Raw genomic sequence first — 18,644 nt, 5'->3', positions numbered from 1 at the left:
TCGTGCAAAAGGTCAATGACGCTGAAGCAAATAACGCCGCCGGACGGAACTTTTGCGGTGTTATTTACCATTGAATACCGAGCATCAGGCAGTTGAGGCCACTGCCGATGCCAAGAAAACCGACCATGTCGCCGGGGAGGAGGAAATCACGTTCTTTGGCGATGGCGGCGGTGACCGGCAGTGACACCGTCCCCATATTGCCGAGAAACTCATAGGTGGAGAAATCTTTCTCCGCAGCCACCCCGATCGTTTGCAGAATCAGTTTCTGGTGAGCTTCACCAACCTGATGACAAATGACTTTGTCGAAGCGCTCGGTGGTCAGATCAAGTTCCTTGACAAACGCGTCCCAGGTGCGTTTGCCGAGTTCCACGCCGTGCTTCATGACCGCGACAGCATCGGTTTGCATATAGGGGACATGATGTTCCGGGGCGTCCGATCTGATCCCCCAGCGACAGAGTTTGTGATGCTGGGGCTCGGCCAGATTGATCCCGCCGAGCAGCCGCGGCCGCCGCGCCGGGGTGAACGAACCGTCGGTCAAAAGGACGGCTGCGGCACCCGATCCACCGGTCAATGTGGCCAGTGACGTGGTAAAACTTTCCATCGTCGGTTTGTCCAGCATCTGCTGGATCATCGTCTCATTGATCTCGCGGGAACTTTCACAGGCGACCACCAGACCGGCGCGGATCTGTCCCAGTTCGATGCGATTGGCGATATCGAGGACGCCGTTGAGTACCCCGAGGCAGGCGTTGGACGTGTCATAAATCGCCGCCTCGCCATGCACCCCGAGCGCCGCCGCCACCTGACATGCGGTTGCCGGTTCGTAATGCTCGCGACACACCCCGGCGTAGACCACCGCCCCGATATCGGTCGGTGAAATGTTGCGTTCGCGCAACGCTTTCTTCGCGGCGGCAATGGCTCCTTCCGAGACCGGCGTGTGCGGCTTCCACCAACGGCGTTCACGGATCCCGGTCAACACTTCGAGTTGCCCCGGTGCGATATGCAGGGCCTCGTACATTGGTCGCAGGCGCTGTTCCAGCTCTGTCGAGGTGACCACGATCGGTGCCAGTTCGTAGCCGACCGATTCAATATAAACGCGTGAGTATCTCATTCGTACCACCATCTCAATGTCATAATTTTCTCTACGCAAATCTAGTCATAATACCTGCTGTACAGTGGACAATCAAGCAGGGTTTTCAAACGACGGCTGTAAACGAAGTTTGAAATCGTTCATCTGATAGATGATTTTACCGTCGACTGACAGGTAGCCGTTCGCGGTGAGCTGCTGTTGTGCATCATCGACCGCCGTCACCAGCGCCTCGACCAGGACCAGATTGTTCTGCGGAACAATCTGGCCACGATAGTTCCAGCGATGTTTTTCCCCGCAAACCGGGGTGGTGAAGATGCTTGCAGCGGTGACGTTCCAGCGTTTTGCCGCTACCACCTTGAGCAGCTGCAAAAACGATTCGAGCCCCAGCGAACCAGGGCAGACCGGATCCTGATAAAAATGGGCCTTGAAAAACCATTCGTCCGCATCGACCCGCTTGCTGCCGCGAATAAAACCGAGTCCGTGCGGCCCGCCGTCAGCAATGAACTGTTCAACGCGATCGATCATTCGCAGTTGCGTTTTTGGGAAGGGGGCCGCGCGCGGATAGTCAAATTGTTCGGCCCGGTCTGCTTCCACTGCCGCCGGTGCATACGGTTGGGCATCGCGCACCCCGACCTGCTGGGCCAGGGATTCCGCCGAGAAGAAGCCGAACACCGTATCCCCGGTGTAGACCGGTCCGTGCTGATCGCTGATCGTGAAATCGTAATTCTGGATAATCATTCCGCCGCTGCTGGCGATACGCGTTATCTGCACCTGAGTCGTCAGCGTCCCGGTTTGGGGGGTGACCGGACGCTGCTGGATGGCGTTGCCGTCGAGATTGCGAAACTTGAGATCGGTCTGACTGGTCAGCGCCGAACCGAGATAAGCCGCCAGCCAGCCGCACGGTTGCAGGCCGGTTTCGAGCAGAATGCTGAACGGCATTTCCGGTTGCCGCCCGGCACTGAAATACCAGGCGTCAGGCGGTACATCGTACTCTGCGGTACAGGTCGCTCCGGCGACCAGTTTGAACGCTTCGCCGCTGACGGCGGTGATGCGATCGAGAAACTGGAAGGGCGGACCCGGCAGGCGGGCAATCTTGCGCTGCTGATCGAAGATGCGGTACGGTTCACCGAACGCCTCCGACGGCTTGCCGATGGCGTAGGCTAAAATTTTATCGTCACCGTAAAGCACCTGTTTAGCGGCTGTTTCCGGAATTTCAGGCGTATTCTGTGCCCACCAACGTTCAACCTTTTCGCGGGTCAACCCTGCCAGTCGCAGCGACATGTTCGGAATCTCGACAATCGGCTTGCCGTCGGCAAACATCAATGCATCGCCGATCGCAAACGGCTCCGGAGCGTAGCCGAGTTCCTTGATACTCACCTGATACGTCACGGTCCGTGTGGTTTCAACCACCTGTCCGCGACATTTCAGTCCGCTGTTGACGCCGGGGAGCGGTTCGCACCAGGTGCTGCCCGCCGCGCCGACCCACCCCATGCGCAGCAGATAAATCCGCAAGGTGTGCATGCAGCACTCATACATCAGGGTGCCGGGCATGACATGGTCGTCGCAGAAATGACTGGTGAGGAACCAGGCGTCGGGGTGGATATCCATTTCAGCACGGATCAGGCCGAGGCCGTAGCGACCGCCTTGCGGATCGAGCTCAATAACCCGATCAACCAGCTTGAGATAACCGCCCGGCAAGGTGTAGGGCCTGGTCAACGGTAACGTTCTGAAGGGGGCGCCGAAGGCCGTTGCGAGGTCACCGGCGTAAATGGCGGCAACCTGGTCTTCGTTGTAGGCCTCCGCTGCCAGTGGTACCAGTTCGCTCCAGTCCGCAGGCCGGGTGCCGGGTTGTGGCAACAGATCGAGTTGGGTATGGACAATCCCCTGCCCGGCGGCCAGTTCCTGCGCGGTGAAGAAACCGGCAACGCCGTTACGCATCGACAGCAGCGGTTCGCCGTTGACCGTGCCTTCAAAATTGAAACGGAACAGATAGGTCTGATCCTGACGGAAAAATTCATCGATGCTGATATCGTAGCGGATCACGTCGCCCGGAACCGGCAGGGTGCGATGGAAGGTGACCACCGCATCGAGCAACCGGTAGACCGCCTGCCCCTTGCTGATCAAGTCGATCCCCAGATAGCCGGAAAGAAAAAGGTCCGCCTGTCCCGCCTCGACGGCGATACAGGTCGGCATACGGCCACCGTCAAGATACCAGCGGTCGGCGGTGACATCATGTTCGGTGATCACCCGACCATGCGTCATCGAACGGGGTTCCCCCTCGACCGCCATGATGCGGTCAACCAGCATCAGCGGTTCGTCCGGCAGGCGGACGCGTGTCGGATAGCTGTCAACCTCGGCGAACTCCGGACCGAGCACCGCGGCGCAGGAGCCGATCGCAAATTCCATACACTGTGCGCGGTCAAAGAGTGGCGGTTGTGCAGCGGTCGGCGGAACCGGTGTGTTGCGTGGTGCCAGCGGGGTGAAAACCGGCGCTTGCGGCGTGATCCCGGGCGCGGTGAAATCAAGCGACTCCAGCTGCGGGAGCGTTGCGCCGTTGGCTGCCAACTGCTGGAGCAGCGTCAACTGCCGATGAATATTCGCGGTCAGGATCTGTTCCATGGTGGTGGCGAAGTTCAGGTAGGCACCATGCGTTTGTGCGTTAAGGGCACCCGATGCTGCCAGCTGCGCCACCAGTGGCGTGGCGCTTGGGGCTGACGCCGGATCCGGCACAGCGCTGCTGGCCGATAAACTTTCGGTTGTTGCAAAGGGCTCCGTCGCCGTCGCCGGGGGGGATGGTTGCGGCGGCGGCGCGGGGGTAAAGGGGGTGCCGCCGATGGTCGTCTCGATGTACGCTCCGGCGGGTGGGGCGATACTCCTGACCGTCTCGGGGTAAAGTGCCGCCAGATTCACCGGCACGCGTTCCGCCAGACAGTTGGCCAACAGGCGCAGTATCAATGACGTCGGCGGCGGGCCGGGATAGCAGGCAGCGCGGGCCAGATGCGGCTGACCTTCGAGAATACTGCTGATCATGCGACTACCGGAATTGCCGGGGCCCATTTCGAGAAAAATGCGCACGCCGTCAGCGTAAGCGCGCTTGATCACGCGGGTGTAATCAACCGTCGTCAGTGCCTGTGCAAGGATCACATCGGCGGCATTGTCGGTGGTGAGCGGATAACGTTCACCCCGTGCGCAACTGTAAAAATCGATCCCCGGTGGTGCGCTAACCGGAAAGAGATGCAGCTCGCGGTACGCTTTTGCCACCGGTGCGACGACTTCACAATGGACCGTGGTGACCCCCCGCAACGGAAAAAAGTGGCCGTTGACCTCGCGTGCCAGCGCTTCAACCTGACGGCGATCACCACCAATAACGCACTCCCGATGAGTATTGACGATCAACAGATAAGCGCGGTTTTTGTTGATCAGTGCCTGCCGCACCCGGTCGGCGGGAACATCGACAATACCGAGTACCCAGTCGACGGACTCATCGCGATGCAGGTTCCAGACTTTGCGGGCCGCTGTACAGCGACCGGCCAGCTCCTCGGTAAAGAGAGGGGATTCTGCAAGTCGCCGCGCCATGCCGTCACGATCTTTCCAGGCCTGGAGGGAGAAGAGACCCGCTGATTCGCCGAGACTGTAGCCGCTCACCGCCTGCGGTTCAATACCGAAACTGCGTACCAGATCGCTGATTGCGGTGCCGACGGCAACCTGACCGATCACCAGGGCGTTATGGTTGTCGTGTACCGCTTCGGCGAGCACCGCTTTCCAGAAGTGCTCGGGCAAAAACTGACGGGCCAGAAACTCGCTGCCACTGTCCTGGCGGCGATAGATTGCCGGCCAGCGGGCGGAGAGTTCGCACCCCATTCCGGCAAAATGATTGCCGGAGCCGGGGAAGACAAAGGCTACCTTCCCTTCGGGTGCCAGCGGTCGGGGGGTGTAAAAAAGCCGATCACGGGTCGCGGCAAGAGCGGGGGGCGCGCTTCCGCCCAGCGCACCGTCCGGGTTGTCGCGCAGTGCCAGCGCCGCCTGCTCAAGGTGTTCAAATAACTCCGTGCGGTCAGTGACCACCAGTGCCACACATAACCGGTGGTGGTGAGCGAGGCCGACTTCGTGATACCACTGTGCTGCCAGCTGGTCGATAGTGCCCTCGGGAGCCAGTGCTGCGAACTGCTGAAGGCGACTGATCAGGGCCAGCAGCCCGGCAACATCATCTGCTGTCAGCGCGAAAAGACCTTCATCAAGGGCACCGAGCGGACGCGCGACAGGGAGCGATCTCACCCTGCTGGAGGTGTCATCGATCCCTTCGAGGATCACCTGTGAGCAGCTGCCGTCACTGCCGAGGCCACTGACCAGCGCCCGCCGTGGTCCCTCGGCCCGATTGCGCAGCCAGAAGCGGGCGGATTCGGGAGCAACAAAGTTGCGTTTCCCCCGTACCCAGTTGTAGCGCAATGTCTGTACGTTGCGTAGCGGCGGAAGGATTTTCTGATCGAGACACAGCGCTGCTTTTATCAGTGACACCAACCCTGCCGCCGCCCCTGCGTGGCCGACATCCCCCTTGGCGCTGCCGATATAGCAGGGATTCGCGTTCTGCGTCGTCCCGAAAAAAGCGCCGAGAGCGTTGGCTTCGAGTTCGTCATGGCGCGCCAGGCCGCTGCCGTCGGTTTCGAGGTAACTCACACTTTCCGGGCGAACGCCCGCCTCGTTAACGGCGTGTTCAATGGCGCGGGTATAGGCTTGCTGCTCCGGGCTGGTTGATTCCGCCTCTCCGCCGACAGCGCTGCCGATTCCCCCGATGACGGCGTAGATCCGGTCACCGTCCTGGCGGGCATCGTCAAGGCGCTTGAGGATGACGGCGGCCGCTCCCTCGCCGACCACCGTGCCGTCAGCATCTTTATCGAAGGGGCGTACCGTTCCGCTGCGCGAAAAGGGCCAGGCAGCATGTTGGCCAAGCACGGCACGCAGATCACCGGCCATATCGACGGCTCCGACAATGGCCCGGTTGATGGAACCTTCCTGAAGTGCCCGAACGCCGACCTCAAGCGCTCGTAATCCGGAATTTTCTTCATTCGCAATGGTGAAGCTGGGACCACCGACTTTGAATTCCTTGGCGACCCGGCTGGCCACAACGCTGCCCAGAGCGCCCATCACCCGGTTGGCGCTCAGCGGGGGACCGGCTGACTCCCGCAGGGCGTCAACCCATGCCGCCATCTCGGCAGCAGACAGATCAAGCTGTAATTCCTTTGCCCACTGTGGCGCCAGTTTCTGGATCGACCAGCGGAAGCTGAAATTGGTGGCGTTCAGATCGAGTCCGGCGCCGATGAAGACGCCGGTGAAGAGCAGTTCCTCGTTCTTTATCCCGGCATCTTGCAGGGCTTCGTCCGCGACTTTGAGCATCAACAACTGGCGCGGCAGCATGTCTTTAATTTCCTTGGGCGGGATGCGGAAGGTCCCCGCCTTGACCTGCACTTTGTTGGTAAAAAAACCTTTGAAATCGGTCTTGTTCAAGCCTGCGTCGGCAAACCAGCAACTTTGGTCGGCCCCCCACCAGCGGGCTGGCGAGGTTGGTTCGACCGCGGCGCTGCTACCGAGCAGGCGACTGCGCAAGGTGTCAAGGGAATCCCACGCACCAAAATGCGCACCGATGCCGACAATGGCGATCGGTTGCTGTTTTTTCTGCGATGATGGGAGGTAGGCGACGGAACTTTTTTCCGGTCGATGTGGAATCCATTCTTCGATCAGCAGATGGGCGTTGATGCCGCCGAAGCCAAAAGCACTGACCGCTGCCCGGCGGGGTTGCCCTTTCTTGCGCGCTTTCCAGTCCTGGGTGTGTGACAGAATCTTAAACGGACTTGCATCCAAATCGATCCCTTTGGCCGGATGGGTAAAATTGGCGGTCGGTGGCAGGGTGCGTTCCTTGATCGCCAGCAGGGCCTTCATCAGTGCGGCGGAACCGGCGGCGGTGAGCAGATGTCCGATATTCGATTTGACCGAGCCGATGACACACTGCCCCGCTTTCCAGCCGGAATCACCCCACAGGTTTTTCAGACTCGCAAATTCAACGACATCGCCGACCGGGGTTCCGGTCGCATGACACTCGATCAGATCCACATCGGCGGGGGACCAGCCGGCCTGCTTGTAGGCGGCGCGCATCGCCCGCAATTGCCCCTCGGAAGCCGGGGCGAGCAGGGTGCCGCCGAGATCGTTAGAGAGACCGATGCCGCGAATGACGGCGTAGATGTGGTCACCGTCGCGCACCGCGTCGGCGGTCCGCTTGAGTAAAAACATGCCGCTCCCTTCCCCAACCACCAGACCGTCACCGTTACGATCGAAAGGGGAACAGGTGCCAGAGGGGGAGAGGGCGTGCAGCTGGGAGAAACCCATTTGCGTATACAGGGAGTCCGGCCGCGACAGCCCGCCGGTGAGCATGGCATCGGCGCGCCCTGACAGCAATTCGTCCATCGCCAGCTTGACGGCGTAGAGCGATGAGGCGCAGGCCGCGTCGAGGGTATAGCAGGTGCCGCCAAGATTGAGCGCCTTGGCGAGGATGCCGGCAGGGAGGCCGGCGACGTAACGATTCAGCGGGTTAACGCCTGGCAGTCGGGGGGGAGCGCCGATGCCCGGCAGCTGTTCTGTAAAGGTGCGGCCCAGATAGTCGCGCGCCAGGGTCGAGGAATATTCACTCGGCAGGGCGAGGTTGCCGATGATAACACCGACCCGCTGACGGTCGAGGTGGTCGGTGCGGGAATCACTGAACGCCTGGTGACCGGTGCGCAGCAATAAATGGAAAAGTGGATCAAGCCCGGACAGAAAATCGGCGTCGATCGTGAGACCGGCGCTTGCGCTCAGTGCGTCCTCGTCGTCAATAAAACACCCTTTTTTAGAGTAGATCTTGTCCTGCGCGCCGACCGTCGGAGCAAAAATTTCATCGGCGTCGAGCAACCAGCGCCCTTGCGGCGGTTGACGCGAGGTGCTGATATTGGCGGTGATTGTCTCCCAGAAACGACCCAGGGTCGGCGCCATGGGAAAAATGCCGCCGACCCCGACAATTGCAACAGATTTTCCGTGCTTCATGCTCAGGCGGCTCCCCGCAACTTATTTCGCTGGAAGCTTGCATTTAACGACGCATCGATCACACATTCATATTCTTCGATACGCGCGATCAAGGTACTGTCGGCGGGATCGACAAAGTCAATTTGCGCCCCCGCCTTGTCGGCACTCTGATGGGTAACCGTGATCCGGACTTCAACCCCGGTGGTCGGGAATTTATCCTGGTACTGGCGATAACGTCCGGCAAAGACCGGCAGGGAGGCCGCCTGGTAACGTTCAAAACTCCAGAGGATCATCAACTGAAAGCTGCTGTCAAGCGCGAGAGGATCAGCCAGCCAGGTGTTGCGCAACGGCTGATTAATCCATTCGGACGGCAGGGGCGCCGGGCGCACCAGGGAGGCAATGCCGTCAGCGCAACAGCCGATAACTTCACGAATACTGTGAAAAGCCGGACCATGAAAAAGGCGACCCGTGTGGTAGATTTCGCTCACCGGGTGGGCATAAACGGCCAATGCCTCCTGACGCTCGGCAGCGACTTTGGCTTCCGGGAGCTTGGCTGCCAGCACCATGCGGGCGCGGGAGTGGATAAAGTACTGACCGGCTGCCGTAACCCCGGAAAGTTCGACCGGCACGACATGCACGCCGCCGCTCTTGAACGCCTTGCCGGTGGTTACCTGAAGGGTATGGATCTGTCCATCTTCAAGTGTCACTCCTTTCAGGATGCGCAGATCGTTGAAGCCGTGAAAACGCAATCCCGGATTATTGTGAATGGCACCGTGGGCCATCCATTCGATAATCATTGCCATCGGCAAAACCGCTTTTCCATCGATCACATGGGACGCCAGGAACGGGAAGTTCGCGATGGAGATTTCCAGATCGAAAGCCTTGGAGACATAAATATTTTCATGGGTTGACACCTTGTTTGTATCACTGGCCGCCTGGCGACCGCCGAGGATGACCAGCTCAACCGGGCCGCCGGGCGGGGTGGAAATTTCCTCGACCAGATAGTGCGCTCCGGCCTGCAAGTCGATCACCGCGATCCCCTCTTCGGCAAAGATCTTTTTCAGCGCGGGGGTGACCATCCCACCATCCCACGGACCCCAGTTCAAAGACAGTACGCGGCAGTCAGGGCGCCGGGCGGCCTGTTGCTGAGCCATCTTGTTAAGGACCTCGTTGGCGACGGCGTAGTCGATCTGACCGGTCCGCCCGAAACGACCGGTGGATGACGAGAACATCACCATAAAGCGCAGCTTCTCCCCGGTCAATGCCGCCAGCAGATTTTCAAGTCCCGCCACCTTGGTAGCGACCACCTGGCTAAACTGTTCGGTGGTCTTGTCCTTGATCAGCCGGTCCGCCAGCACACCTGCCCCATGGATCAGCCCTTTGATCGGGCCGTATTCTTCGCGGATAGCGTTGATCACCGGAGCGACGGCAGCGGCGTCGCGCAGATCGACGCAGCGATAGATCGGTTGACCGCCCGCTTCCTTGATGCGGCGCAAGGTATTGCGGATTTCGCGCTGGTCAAGAACTTGCTGATATTGCTGGCCGACTTCTTTGGGCTTAAGTGGTCCGTGACTGTTGGCGATAAGCGCCTTTTTAATGTCACCTTCGCTGTTCAGCCCGTCGAGCCAGACCGGTTCATCGTGCGCTGCGGCGCTGCGTCCCAACAGGAGCAAGGTGGCGTGGCTTGCAGCGGCCAAAGCCACCGCGACTTCGGCGGTCACCCCGCGTGCGCCGCCACTGATGACGACGACATCACCGTAGCCGACCGGTGAATCGTGTGTTTCGCCGACGAGTGACTCTTCGGTCAGACTGAGGGTGATACGTCCATCAGGGGTGAAGCCGACTTCCTGCGGACCCTCGACCAGCAGTTCGGCAAGCAGTGCTTGCGCCGTTTGCTCGACATCTTCCAGGTCGGTCGCCAGGTCGAAAGCTCTGCAACTGACTGTCGGCCACTCGTGTCCGGCGGTTTTGGCAAGTCCGGCCAGCCCCCCCGAGAGGGGGTCGCTGACCGGCCCGCCACCGGGCAGGGCAAAGTGGCCGTTCAGCCGTGAAACCGTGGCCAGAATCGCTCCCCCCTGGTCGGCGCAAAGCTTGAGTCCCGGCTCCGCCAGTTGCAGCAGTTGAAACGCTTGCTGCAGAAACGCTGCACTGGCACCGGACTGCGGCGTCAGGATAATCAGCCCGGACAGTTGCTCCGCAGGAGGGAGGCTGGAGAGCTGATCGATGCTGATTTTTTGTGCGTTCAACTGCCGGGCGTTCAGTTGCTGACAGATCGCGGTCGTCAGCGCGCTGCCATCATCACTGACCCAGACGACGCTGCTTTGCGGCAGTTGTATCGGTTCGCGCCTCCCTGTGGTGCGCAACGGCACAGCTTTAAGGACCTTACGCTCAATCCCGCTCTCCACCGAGGGGAGTTCAAAAGGCGCTCCCGGTTGCGGTGCCGGTTCGGCAGCCCCGGAAACGCTGGCCAGAAAATCGACAATCTGGGCGACCGTCTGCAAGGTGCCGAGGTGTTCGGGCTTGATAGCGGGTGCTCCCGGCAACTGATCCTGTAAGGCAGAAAGGATTTCGACGCGTTTAATCGAATCGATCCCCAGATCGGTATCGAGCGCCATCTCCAGTTCCAGCATCTCCAGCGGATAACCGGTTTTTTCGGCAATAACGTTGAGCAGTGCGGTGGCAACAACCTCCCGGTTGAGCGGGCCGGTCGCGCTCGCGACCGGTTGCGGCGCCGAGCTTCTCCCGCTTGCTGCGCTCAAGTGGGTGACAATCTGACCGAGGGTTTGCAGCACGCCGAGGTCTTCGGGTTTGACTGCCGGAGCATCGGGCAGTTGTTCCTGTAAGGCGGACAAGATTTCCACCCGCTTGATTGAATCGATCCCCAGATCGGTGTCGAGCGCCATCTCCAGCTCCAGCATCTCCAGCGGATAACCGGTCTTTTCGGCAATGACGCTGAGCAGGACGGTTGCGACCCGGTTACTGTCGAGCACCTGCGGGATGGTCTGCCGCGTTGCCGCAGCGTCCACTCTTCCAGCCGCCAGGTGGGCGACGATCTGACCAAGGGTCTGCAAGACACCGAGATTTTCCGGTTTGACCGACGGAGCATCAGGGAGTTTTTCCTGCAGGGCGGAAAGGATTTCCACCCGCTTGATTGAATCGATCCCGAGGTCGGTATCGAGGGTCATCTCCAGATCGAGCATCTCTTCCGGATAGCCGGTTTTCTCCGCAATCACCGCGAGTAGCGTGGCGGCAATCTCCGTGCGATCAAGCGCAACCGGGGGATGTTGGGCGACCGAAGAAACGGCAGTGGTGTCAGCGGCGGCCGCTGCCGCAAGCGTAGCTGCGGGCGGTGCCTGGAGCGGTGGCGCGGTCGGTACGCTCGGCGCTGTCGAGCTGAACGGAGGCTGTTGTCCGTGCAACAACTGATTCTGTTGCTCAACCAGCTGGAGAAAGGAGCGCGCCGCCGATTCCTGCCCGGACAAAAACTGCTGATGGAGGCGCGCGGTCTGTTCTTGCAGCGTTTGCAATGCCTGGAAGCTCTGTTGGGTTAGTTGCAGGGCGGTATGCAGCGAAGCGTTATCGGCAATGACCGCTGGCTGGTCGGGCGCCGCAACGGCAGCTTTGACAAAGGGGGCTGCGTCTGCCGCGGACGTCGGCGCGGGCGCACCGGCGTTGGTTGCCGATTGTGGCAGCGCCGGTCGTTTGGGCGGGGCCTTGAAATGGTTGGCACCAGTCAACGAGACGGTTATGCCACGTTTCTGTTCCGGGCGCGATTGGCGCAGGGTGGCATAGCCCTCATCCCAGCGGTTCAGATCGACCGGGTGACCGAGTGTCGCCAGTTGTGCCAGCGCGCGGCCCAGATCACAGATTCCCGAACGCTTGCCGTTGGAGGCATCGAGAGCGAAAGCCTGATGGGGGCGTTCAGCGAGGATGGCCCTGACCATCGCGGTCAGGCGGGCACCGGGGCCGACCTCCAGGAAGATGCGCGTACCGGCGGCGTACATAGCCTCGATCTCGGCGACGAAATCGACCGGGCAGGCCAACTGCCGAGCCAGCAGCTGCCGTACTTCGTCGGGATTTTGCGCGTAGGGCGCGCCGGTGGTGTTGGCATAAACCGGAGTGGCCGGCCGACTGAATGCAATCGCGTTCAAGCGCGTGCCGAACGGTTCTGCGGCGGCGGCCACCAGTTCACTATGGAAGGCTGCCGCAACCGCGAGGCGCTTGTAGCTTATGCCCTGGGCGTCAAGGAGTGCTGCCGCTTGCTCGATATCTTTTGTCGTACCGGAAAGAACGCCCTGTTCAGGGGTGTTGCGGTTGGCTATAACCAGGGGCAATCCGGAATCGGCAAGGAACCCTTCAAGCTGTGCAAGGGGAGCGGAAACCGCCAACATTGAACCGCGATCGCCTTCCCCGTCGGCCATTAATGCACCGCGCAGATGGGACAGACCGTGCAAGGTGGCGCTGTCAAAATAACCGCCGCAGCAGAGTGCCGTCAGTTCGCCGTAGCTATGTCCGGCATAAGCGTCGGGCACCACGCCGAAAGTGGCCAGCACATTGCGTGCAGCGAGGCTGACCGCACCGAGGGCGGGTTGCGCAACCTCCGTTGCCTGAAGTTTTGCGTGATTCCGCTCAGCGCCAGCCTGATCAAAGCTGGTGCGCGGATAGACCAGCTCTGTCAGTCGCCCGTGCTTTCCGTCGCTGTTGGTCGTGAAGGCCCGATCGGCAGCGGTGAATGTGTCGAGAAATTCTGGAAATTGCAGCGCCATATCTTTCAGCATTCCCGGATATTGCGCCCCTTGACCAGGGAAGAGCATCGCCAGCTGGCCGCCGATTTCGCTCCGGGCAAAAAAGCTGCCGTCCGGCGTGTGCCACGCGTCGTGCCCACAATGGGTGCGCAACATGGTCAGGGCTCCCTGAATCTGCGCGGCGGGTTGTGCCTGGGCCTGTTCCAGCACCAGAATCAGACGACAGGTCTGCCGTGAATCGAATTGACGGCGACTGTGGGCCGCCGCCAGGCGCAGGTCGCTCCATGCCCCGCTGGTCGGAAACGCTTCCAGCGCCTTTTCCAGGGTGGCCTCATCGGGACCACTGAAGGCGACGAGCTGGACATCGCCCTGCCAGTCAGCCACAGTCTTGAGGGCGTGATGCTCTTCGAGCAGGCAGTGGAAGTTACTACCGCCAAAACCGAGCGCACTGACTCCGGCGCGGCGCGGATAATCGCCCAGCGGAATCCACGGACGCGCTGTGGTGTTGATGTAGAATGGCGAATGTGCGGCGCTGATGATGTCCTGGGGGCGGGTAACCTTGATCGTTGGTGGCAGCGTTTTGTGGTAGAGCGCCAGTGCTGCCTTGATCAGTCCGGCGGAACCGGCTGCGGCCTTGGTGTGACCGATCTGCGATTTGATCGAACCGATCGCACACCAGGGGAAATCCGCCGTGCCGAAAACCTCTTTCAAGGCAGAGACTTCGACGGTATCACCGACCTTGGTGCCGGTGCCGTGGGCTTCAATCAGTTCGATGGTGCGCGGGTCGACACCGCTCTGCTCATAGGCACGCCGGAGTGCTTTTTGTTGCCCTTCAGCACTTGGCTCATAGATGGCAACCCCGCGCCCGTCACTGGATGAACCGATCCCCTTAATGAGGGCGTAGATTTTGTCGCCGTCACGTTCGGCATCGGCCAGTCGCTTGATAACGACGATTCCCAACCCTTCCCCCAGGGTGGTGCCATCGGCCTCGGCGGAGAAGGAGCGAGCGTGCCCGGAGGGGGAGAGCGCTGGAGTCTTGCTGAAACAGGTGTACATGAAGATGTCATTGAATGTGTCGATCCCGCCGGTGATCACCATGTCCGTCTTGCCCGCAGCGAGTTCGAGCGCGGCAAGGTTAAGTGCGCCCAGAGAACTGCCGCACGCCGCATCAACGACACAGTTGGTGCCGCCGAAGTCAAAATGTTTGCTGATCCGTCCGGCGACCACATTGCCAAGCAGTCCGGGGAAGGAATTTTCCTGCCAGGGGACGTATGAATCACTGATGCGCTGCATGACATCTGCCGCGATGGCATCGGCGATTCCGGCATCTTTAAGCGCTTCACGCCAGCGTGGATGACCGAGACGTGCACCGAGCGGCACGACCAGCTCCAAGGTGCCGGTGACACCGAGAATCACACTGACCCGTTCGCGATCGAAGTCTTTCTCGCGGGTGTAGCCGGCATCCTGCAACGCCTGATCGACGGCGACCAGACCGAGCAGCTGCGAGGTGTCGATCGCTTCCAGCGCGTTTGGCAGCACGCCGTATTCCCGCGGGTTAAAGTCGACCGGGGAGAGGAAACCGCCGCATCTGGCGTACACCTTGTCCGGGGTTTTGGGGTTCGGATCGAAATAATCGTCGGAACGCCAGTGGGTTGCGGGAACCTCGGTGATGGCATCGGCACCGTTTTTGATATTGGTCCAGAATGTCCCTTGGTCTCCTGCCTGGGGAAAGAGGCAGCCGATCCCGACAATGGCCAGCGGCGCTGTTGCTGCCGACTGAATGTTTTGTTCTCCGCTGTTATCCTTCAACTGAGAAACTCCTTGATGTGGTCGATTTCAAGGGGAGCTACGAGTGTTGCCTCAGCGTCGAGACGAACCCCTTGAAGTTTAAGTTGATTGGCGCGGATCAAAACCGCCGCCCCAAAAAGAATATTCCATGCCACTGTAGCGACCCGCCGCTGCGCGGGAGGATCAAGTAGCGACCCCTTAACCCATTCGTTGAAGGCGCCCATCGCCGGACCGCACCAGATCTGGTAATCGAGTTTTCGCGTCGTTTCGCCCCGATTGGCCCACACCGGTGATTGCCCCAAATACCAGCGAAAGACCAGCGCCAGTTTGTATTTCGGATCGCGTTCGGCCTTGGCCAGCTGGCGTGGGTCGCGATGGTCAAAGAAACTGCGGGTTTCTTCCCAGACCTGATCGAGATCCTTGCGAAAGATCGTTTTTTCGAGCTTCAGCCGTTCTTCAGCGGGCAGCTCCTCAATACTGTTATAGCTGCGGTAAAGTTCATACAACTTGGCAGCGCGCATCGAAAACATCGTGCCGCGTTTGATGACCTGTACCTTGACCCCCATTTCAAACATATCGCCGGACGGGGCCATGGTGACATCGGCCTGACGGGTTTCGGCCAGCATCTGGCGCACTTCGTCGCACGTTCCTGACTCGATGCAGGCCTGATTGACCGTGCCGGTGACCAGATAGTCTGCTCCCAGCGCAAACGCCGCGGCAGCTGCAGCGGGGGTGGCGATACCGCCGCCCAGCCCGAGGCGCAACGGTTGCGGATAATTATAGCTGTTTTGACAGCAGTTTTTTTGTGCCTGAATGGTCGGGAACAATGCCAGTGCCGGACGGTTGTCGGTATGCCCGCCGGAGTCGGCTTCGACGGTCACATCCTGCGCCATCGGAATCTGTGTTGCCCACTGTGCCTGTTCGGCTGTCAACTGACGTGTTGCGACCAGCTCATGCAAAAAACGCTCCGGTGGTGGGGCAAAGAACCTGGCGGCGACCTCTTCACGAGAAATTTTAGCAATGATCCGGTTCGGGGTGATGATGCAACCGTTGGCATCGCGGTAAATGCCGTGCGTACGGTAGCGAACCAGGGGCAAGGTCAGATCGAGAAACGCCGAGGCTTCGATCAGTGTCACCCCGCGCCGCAAATAAAGGTCGATCAGCGCATTTTCCAGTTCCGGTTCATTGGGACTGTGGATCAGGTTGAATCCGTAGCCCCCCGATGTGACCCGGCTTTGCAGTTGATTGATGGCTTCTTCAACCGTCTCCGGCAACAGCCCGGCGGCGCCGAAGAAACCGAGCATGCCCGCCTCGGCCAGCGCCTCGACCATTGCGACCGAACTGATCCCTTTGGCCATCGACCCGCCCACGTACGCATAGCGCAGGCGGTGATCGCGGCAAAAATCGCGGTTACCGAGACTCTCAAGCGGGCAGGGGAGGACCATGCCGGTAAAGGGGTGATCGGCAGCGTGCGCATCGACTGTGCCGGAGACAACCTCAATGTCACAATCATGTGCCAGCAGGTAGAGGGGTCGGTTGATGTGGCGCAACGCCTGGGGCAGTGCCTCTCCCCCCGGTTCAGGAAGGAAAAATCCCAACGTAGGATGGTGCTTTGACGCGTTAATATTCAACAATCATGCTCCTGTAGAGAGGTTAACACCCGCTCGATTTCATTGACAATTTCTTTTGGCGTCGAGGCGCCGGCGGTCAAGCCGATACGCGCATAGTGGCGCAGCTTGTCAAGCGGCAGTTCGGCGGCGCTTTCGATATGCAGGGCTTCCGTCCCGTGAGCTCTGACCACCTGCACCAGACGCCGGGTGTTGCTGCTTTCGTAGCCCCCCGCGACAATCACAAAATCGACCTTGTCCGCCAGCAGAATCGCCTCTTCCTGACGCTGGCGCGTTGCGTCGCAGATGGTGTGCAAAATCGTCACGTCCAGTTCCTTGCGTTGTTGCAGGCAGTCGATGATCGATTGCAGAATGTCTTTGTCCTGGGTGGTCTGGGCGGCCAGGCAATATTGTTTGGCCGGGTCAAGATTCAGCTGCTCACACGCCTCACCGGAATCGAAGACCAGCGCTTCACCGGCGGCATAGCTCAGCAGGCACTTTACTTCGGGGTGCGTTGCCTCACCGTAAAGGAGCAAGGTGCGCCCGTTTGCCGTGTGCTTTTTTATCTGCATGCAGGCGGCGGTCACTTTTGGACAGGTCGCATCGACAATCCGGATGCCCCGCTGCTCCAGTGTCTCGCGAATCTCCCTGGCAATGCCGTGAGCGCGTATCACCACCGTCGATCCGGTCGGAATCTCATCCGGCGAATTGACGGTGATGACCCCTTTTGCGGCATATTCCCTGACCACCTGGGGATTGTGAATGATCGACCCGAGGATGAAGATCGTGTTGCGTTGTTCAGCCTGCTGAATAAGCGCGTTCAGCTTGCAGAGCGCCAGATCGACACCCATGCAAAAACCGGCTCGTTGTGCTTTGAGAATTTTCATCAATCATCCCCAGGGTCGTTACCCGTCGGTAGCCGTTTTACCCGTCAGCCGCGAACAGCCAACCCCATCACCACCAGCGCAATCAGTGGCAGAGGGATATCGCCGTGAAATTCCCAGCCACTACTGTGGCTTTTGCCGTGGGGTGAACAACCATTGCTGGAGACAACCCACGCCTCATCGAGCGACTTGCCGAACGGCTTGATGATATTGCCCTCAACCTTGAACCCGGCAAACATCGTCTTGCCGTAAGGCTTCAGCACATTGGCATTCCATTCATAGCCGCGCGTAATCGAACCATCACACGGCCGCACAAATTTGCCGTCGAATTCCCACCCCTGTTCTTTTGATTTGCCGAGCGGTTTGAGGATGCGACCGTTCCACTCAAAGCCGGTCATAATCGATTGTCCGTAGCGTTTGATTGTAGCAAGGCCCATAGCAAACCAGCTGTCCAGAAAGGTTAACGTGCGGCATTGGATAAGACCTGCAAAGATAACGAAAAATTGAGGCAAATGCAAGTTTTATGCTGTCGCCCAGATCCACCAGCACATTTTTTATAAGGGGGTTCTGACCCGCCTTGAGCGGCCTGTTTGGTTAAAATCTGGTTAATTTTGCCGCCAATTTTGTCTTCATGGCTGGTTTTCTTAAAAAGTGGCTTCCTAATTTCCTTTCTGTGCCCATTTTAGGCGCAGTAAGTTCCGAAGTTCCGGGGACAGTATATTTATCTTTCATTTCTTTTTCGAGTTTGCTAGTTCAAGTTCCGGGGACAGTATATTTATCTTTCATTTCTTTTTCGAGTTTGCTAGTGTAGCGCATGGCCAGAATCGCACGAGTAGTCGTTCCTGGCTACCCTCACCACATCACCCAACGCGGCAATCGTCGTCAGCAAGTCTTTTTCAATGACGAAGACTACCTCGCCTATATCGATCTGATGGCCGAATGGTGCCGCAAGCATGATGTCGATATCTGGGCCTGGTGTCTGATGCCGAACCATGTTCACCTGATCACTGTACCCCAAACAGAAGACGGCCTGGCCCGTGCTGTCGGAGAAGCCCATCGTCGCTATACCCGCCGTATTAATTTTCGTGAAAAGTGGCGCGGGCATTTGTGGCAGGAACGCTTTGCTTCATTTACGATGGGCGAGAGTCATGTGTTGGCGGCGGCACGTTATATTGAAATGAACCCGGTTGCAGCGGGTTTGGTAGAAAACCCGCAGGATTATCCCTGGAGCAGCGCCCGGGCACATCTGGACGGAGAAGATGACGGATTGGTCAAGGTTGCGCCATTGCTTGAGATGGTTGGCGACTGGAAAAAGTTTTTGACACTATCCAGCGCAGAAGAACTGAGCTTGATTCATCGTCATGAGCGCACCGGACGACCTTTAGGCTCAGGGTCCTTTCTGGACACGGTGGAGGAGCAGTTGAGACGGACGGTTCGCCCTCAGAAGCCGGGCCCCAAGAAGAAAGATCATTGAGTTAGGTATACT

7 protein-coding genes are annotated in these 18,644 nt (G+C 59.4%); 1 reads left to right on the top strand and 6 read right to left on the bottom strand.

Annotated elements, in window-relative coordinates:
* Positions 1–64 precede the first annotated feature (64 nt).
* From K0A93_05175 to K0A93_05150, 6 genes are all read right to left on the bottom strand, one after another.
* Positions 65–1,108: a 3-oxoacyl-ACP synthase III gene (locus tag K0A93_05175; protein MBW6511501.1), complete on the bottom strand. Its 1,044-nt coding sequence runs from the start codon at positions 1,106–1,108 to the stop codon at positions 65–67.
* Between the two features lie 72 nt (positions 1,109–1,180).
* The gene (locus tag K0A93_05170; GenBank protein MBW6511500.1) at positions 1,181–8,155 is read right to left on the bottom strand and encodes a type I polyketide synthase; all 6,975 of its coding nucleotides are present in this window, start codon (positions 8,153–8,155) and stop codon (positions 1,181–1,183) included.
* A 2-nt stretch (positions 8,156–8,157) separates the two neighbouring features.
* Positions 8,158–14,688, bottom strand: coding sequence for an SDR family NAD(P)-dependent oxidoreductase (locus K0A93_05165; GenBank protein ID MBW6511499.1), 6,531 nt, complete (start codon positions 14,686–14,688; stop codon positions 8,158–8,160).
* Positions 14,685–16,112 carry a PfaD family polyunsaturated fatty acid/polyketide biosynthesis protein gene (locus tag K0A93_05160; protein ID MBW6511498.1) on the bottom strand — a complete coding sequence of 476 codons (1,428 nt, stop codon included), beginning with the start codon at positions 16,110–16,112 and terminating at the stop codon, positions 14,685–14,687. The genes K0A93_05165 and K0A93_05160 overlap by 4 nt, the downstream gene beginning before the upstream one ends.
* 182 nt (positions 16,113–16,294) lie before the next feature.
* On the bottom strand, positions 16,295–17,161 hold the full coding sequence (gene ispH / locus K0A93_05155) for a 4-hydroxy-3-methylbut-2-enyl diphosphate reductase (protein MBW6511497.1): 867 nt from the start codon (positions 17,159–17,161) through the stop codon (positions 16,295–16,297).
* Between the two features lie 44 nt (positions 17,162–17,205).
* The gene (locus K0A93_05150) at positions 17,206–17,595 is read right to left on the bottom strand and encodes a hypothetical protein (GenBank protein MBW6511496.1); all 390 of its coding nucleotides are present in this window, start codon (positions 17,593–17,595) and stop codon (positions 17,206–17,208) included.
* Positions 17,596–17,972: 377 nt separating this feature from the next.
* On the opposite strand from K0A93_05150, the gene K0A93_05145 reads away from it, so the two are divergent.
* A complete protein-coding gene (locus tag K0A93_05145; protein ID MBW6511495.1) occupies positions 17,973–18,632 on the top strand; it encodes a transposase in 660 nt (219 codons plus the stop codon).
* Positions 18,633–18,644 lie beyond the last annotated feature (12 nt).

This window comes from Desulfuromonadaceae bacterium (genome assembly GCA_019429445.1).
In the GTDB taxonomy this organism is placed as follows: Bacteria; Desulfobacterota; Desulfuromonadia; order Desulfuromonadales; family JAHYIW01; genus JAHYIW01.
The sequence above is the reverse complement of the archived record's forward strand: the minus strand, read 5'-3'. Positions and strand labels throughout refer to the sequence as shown.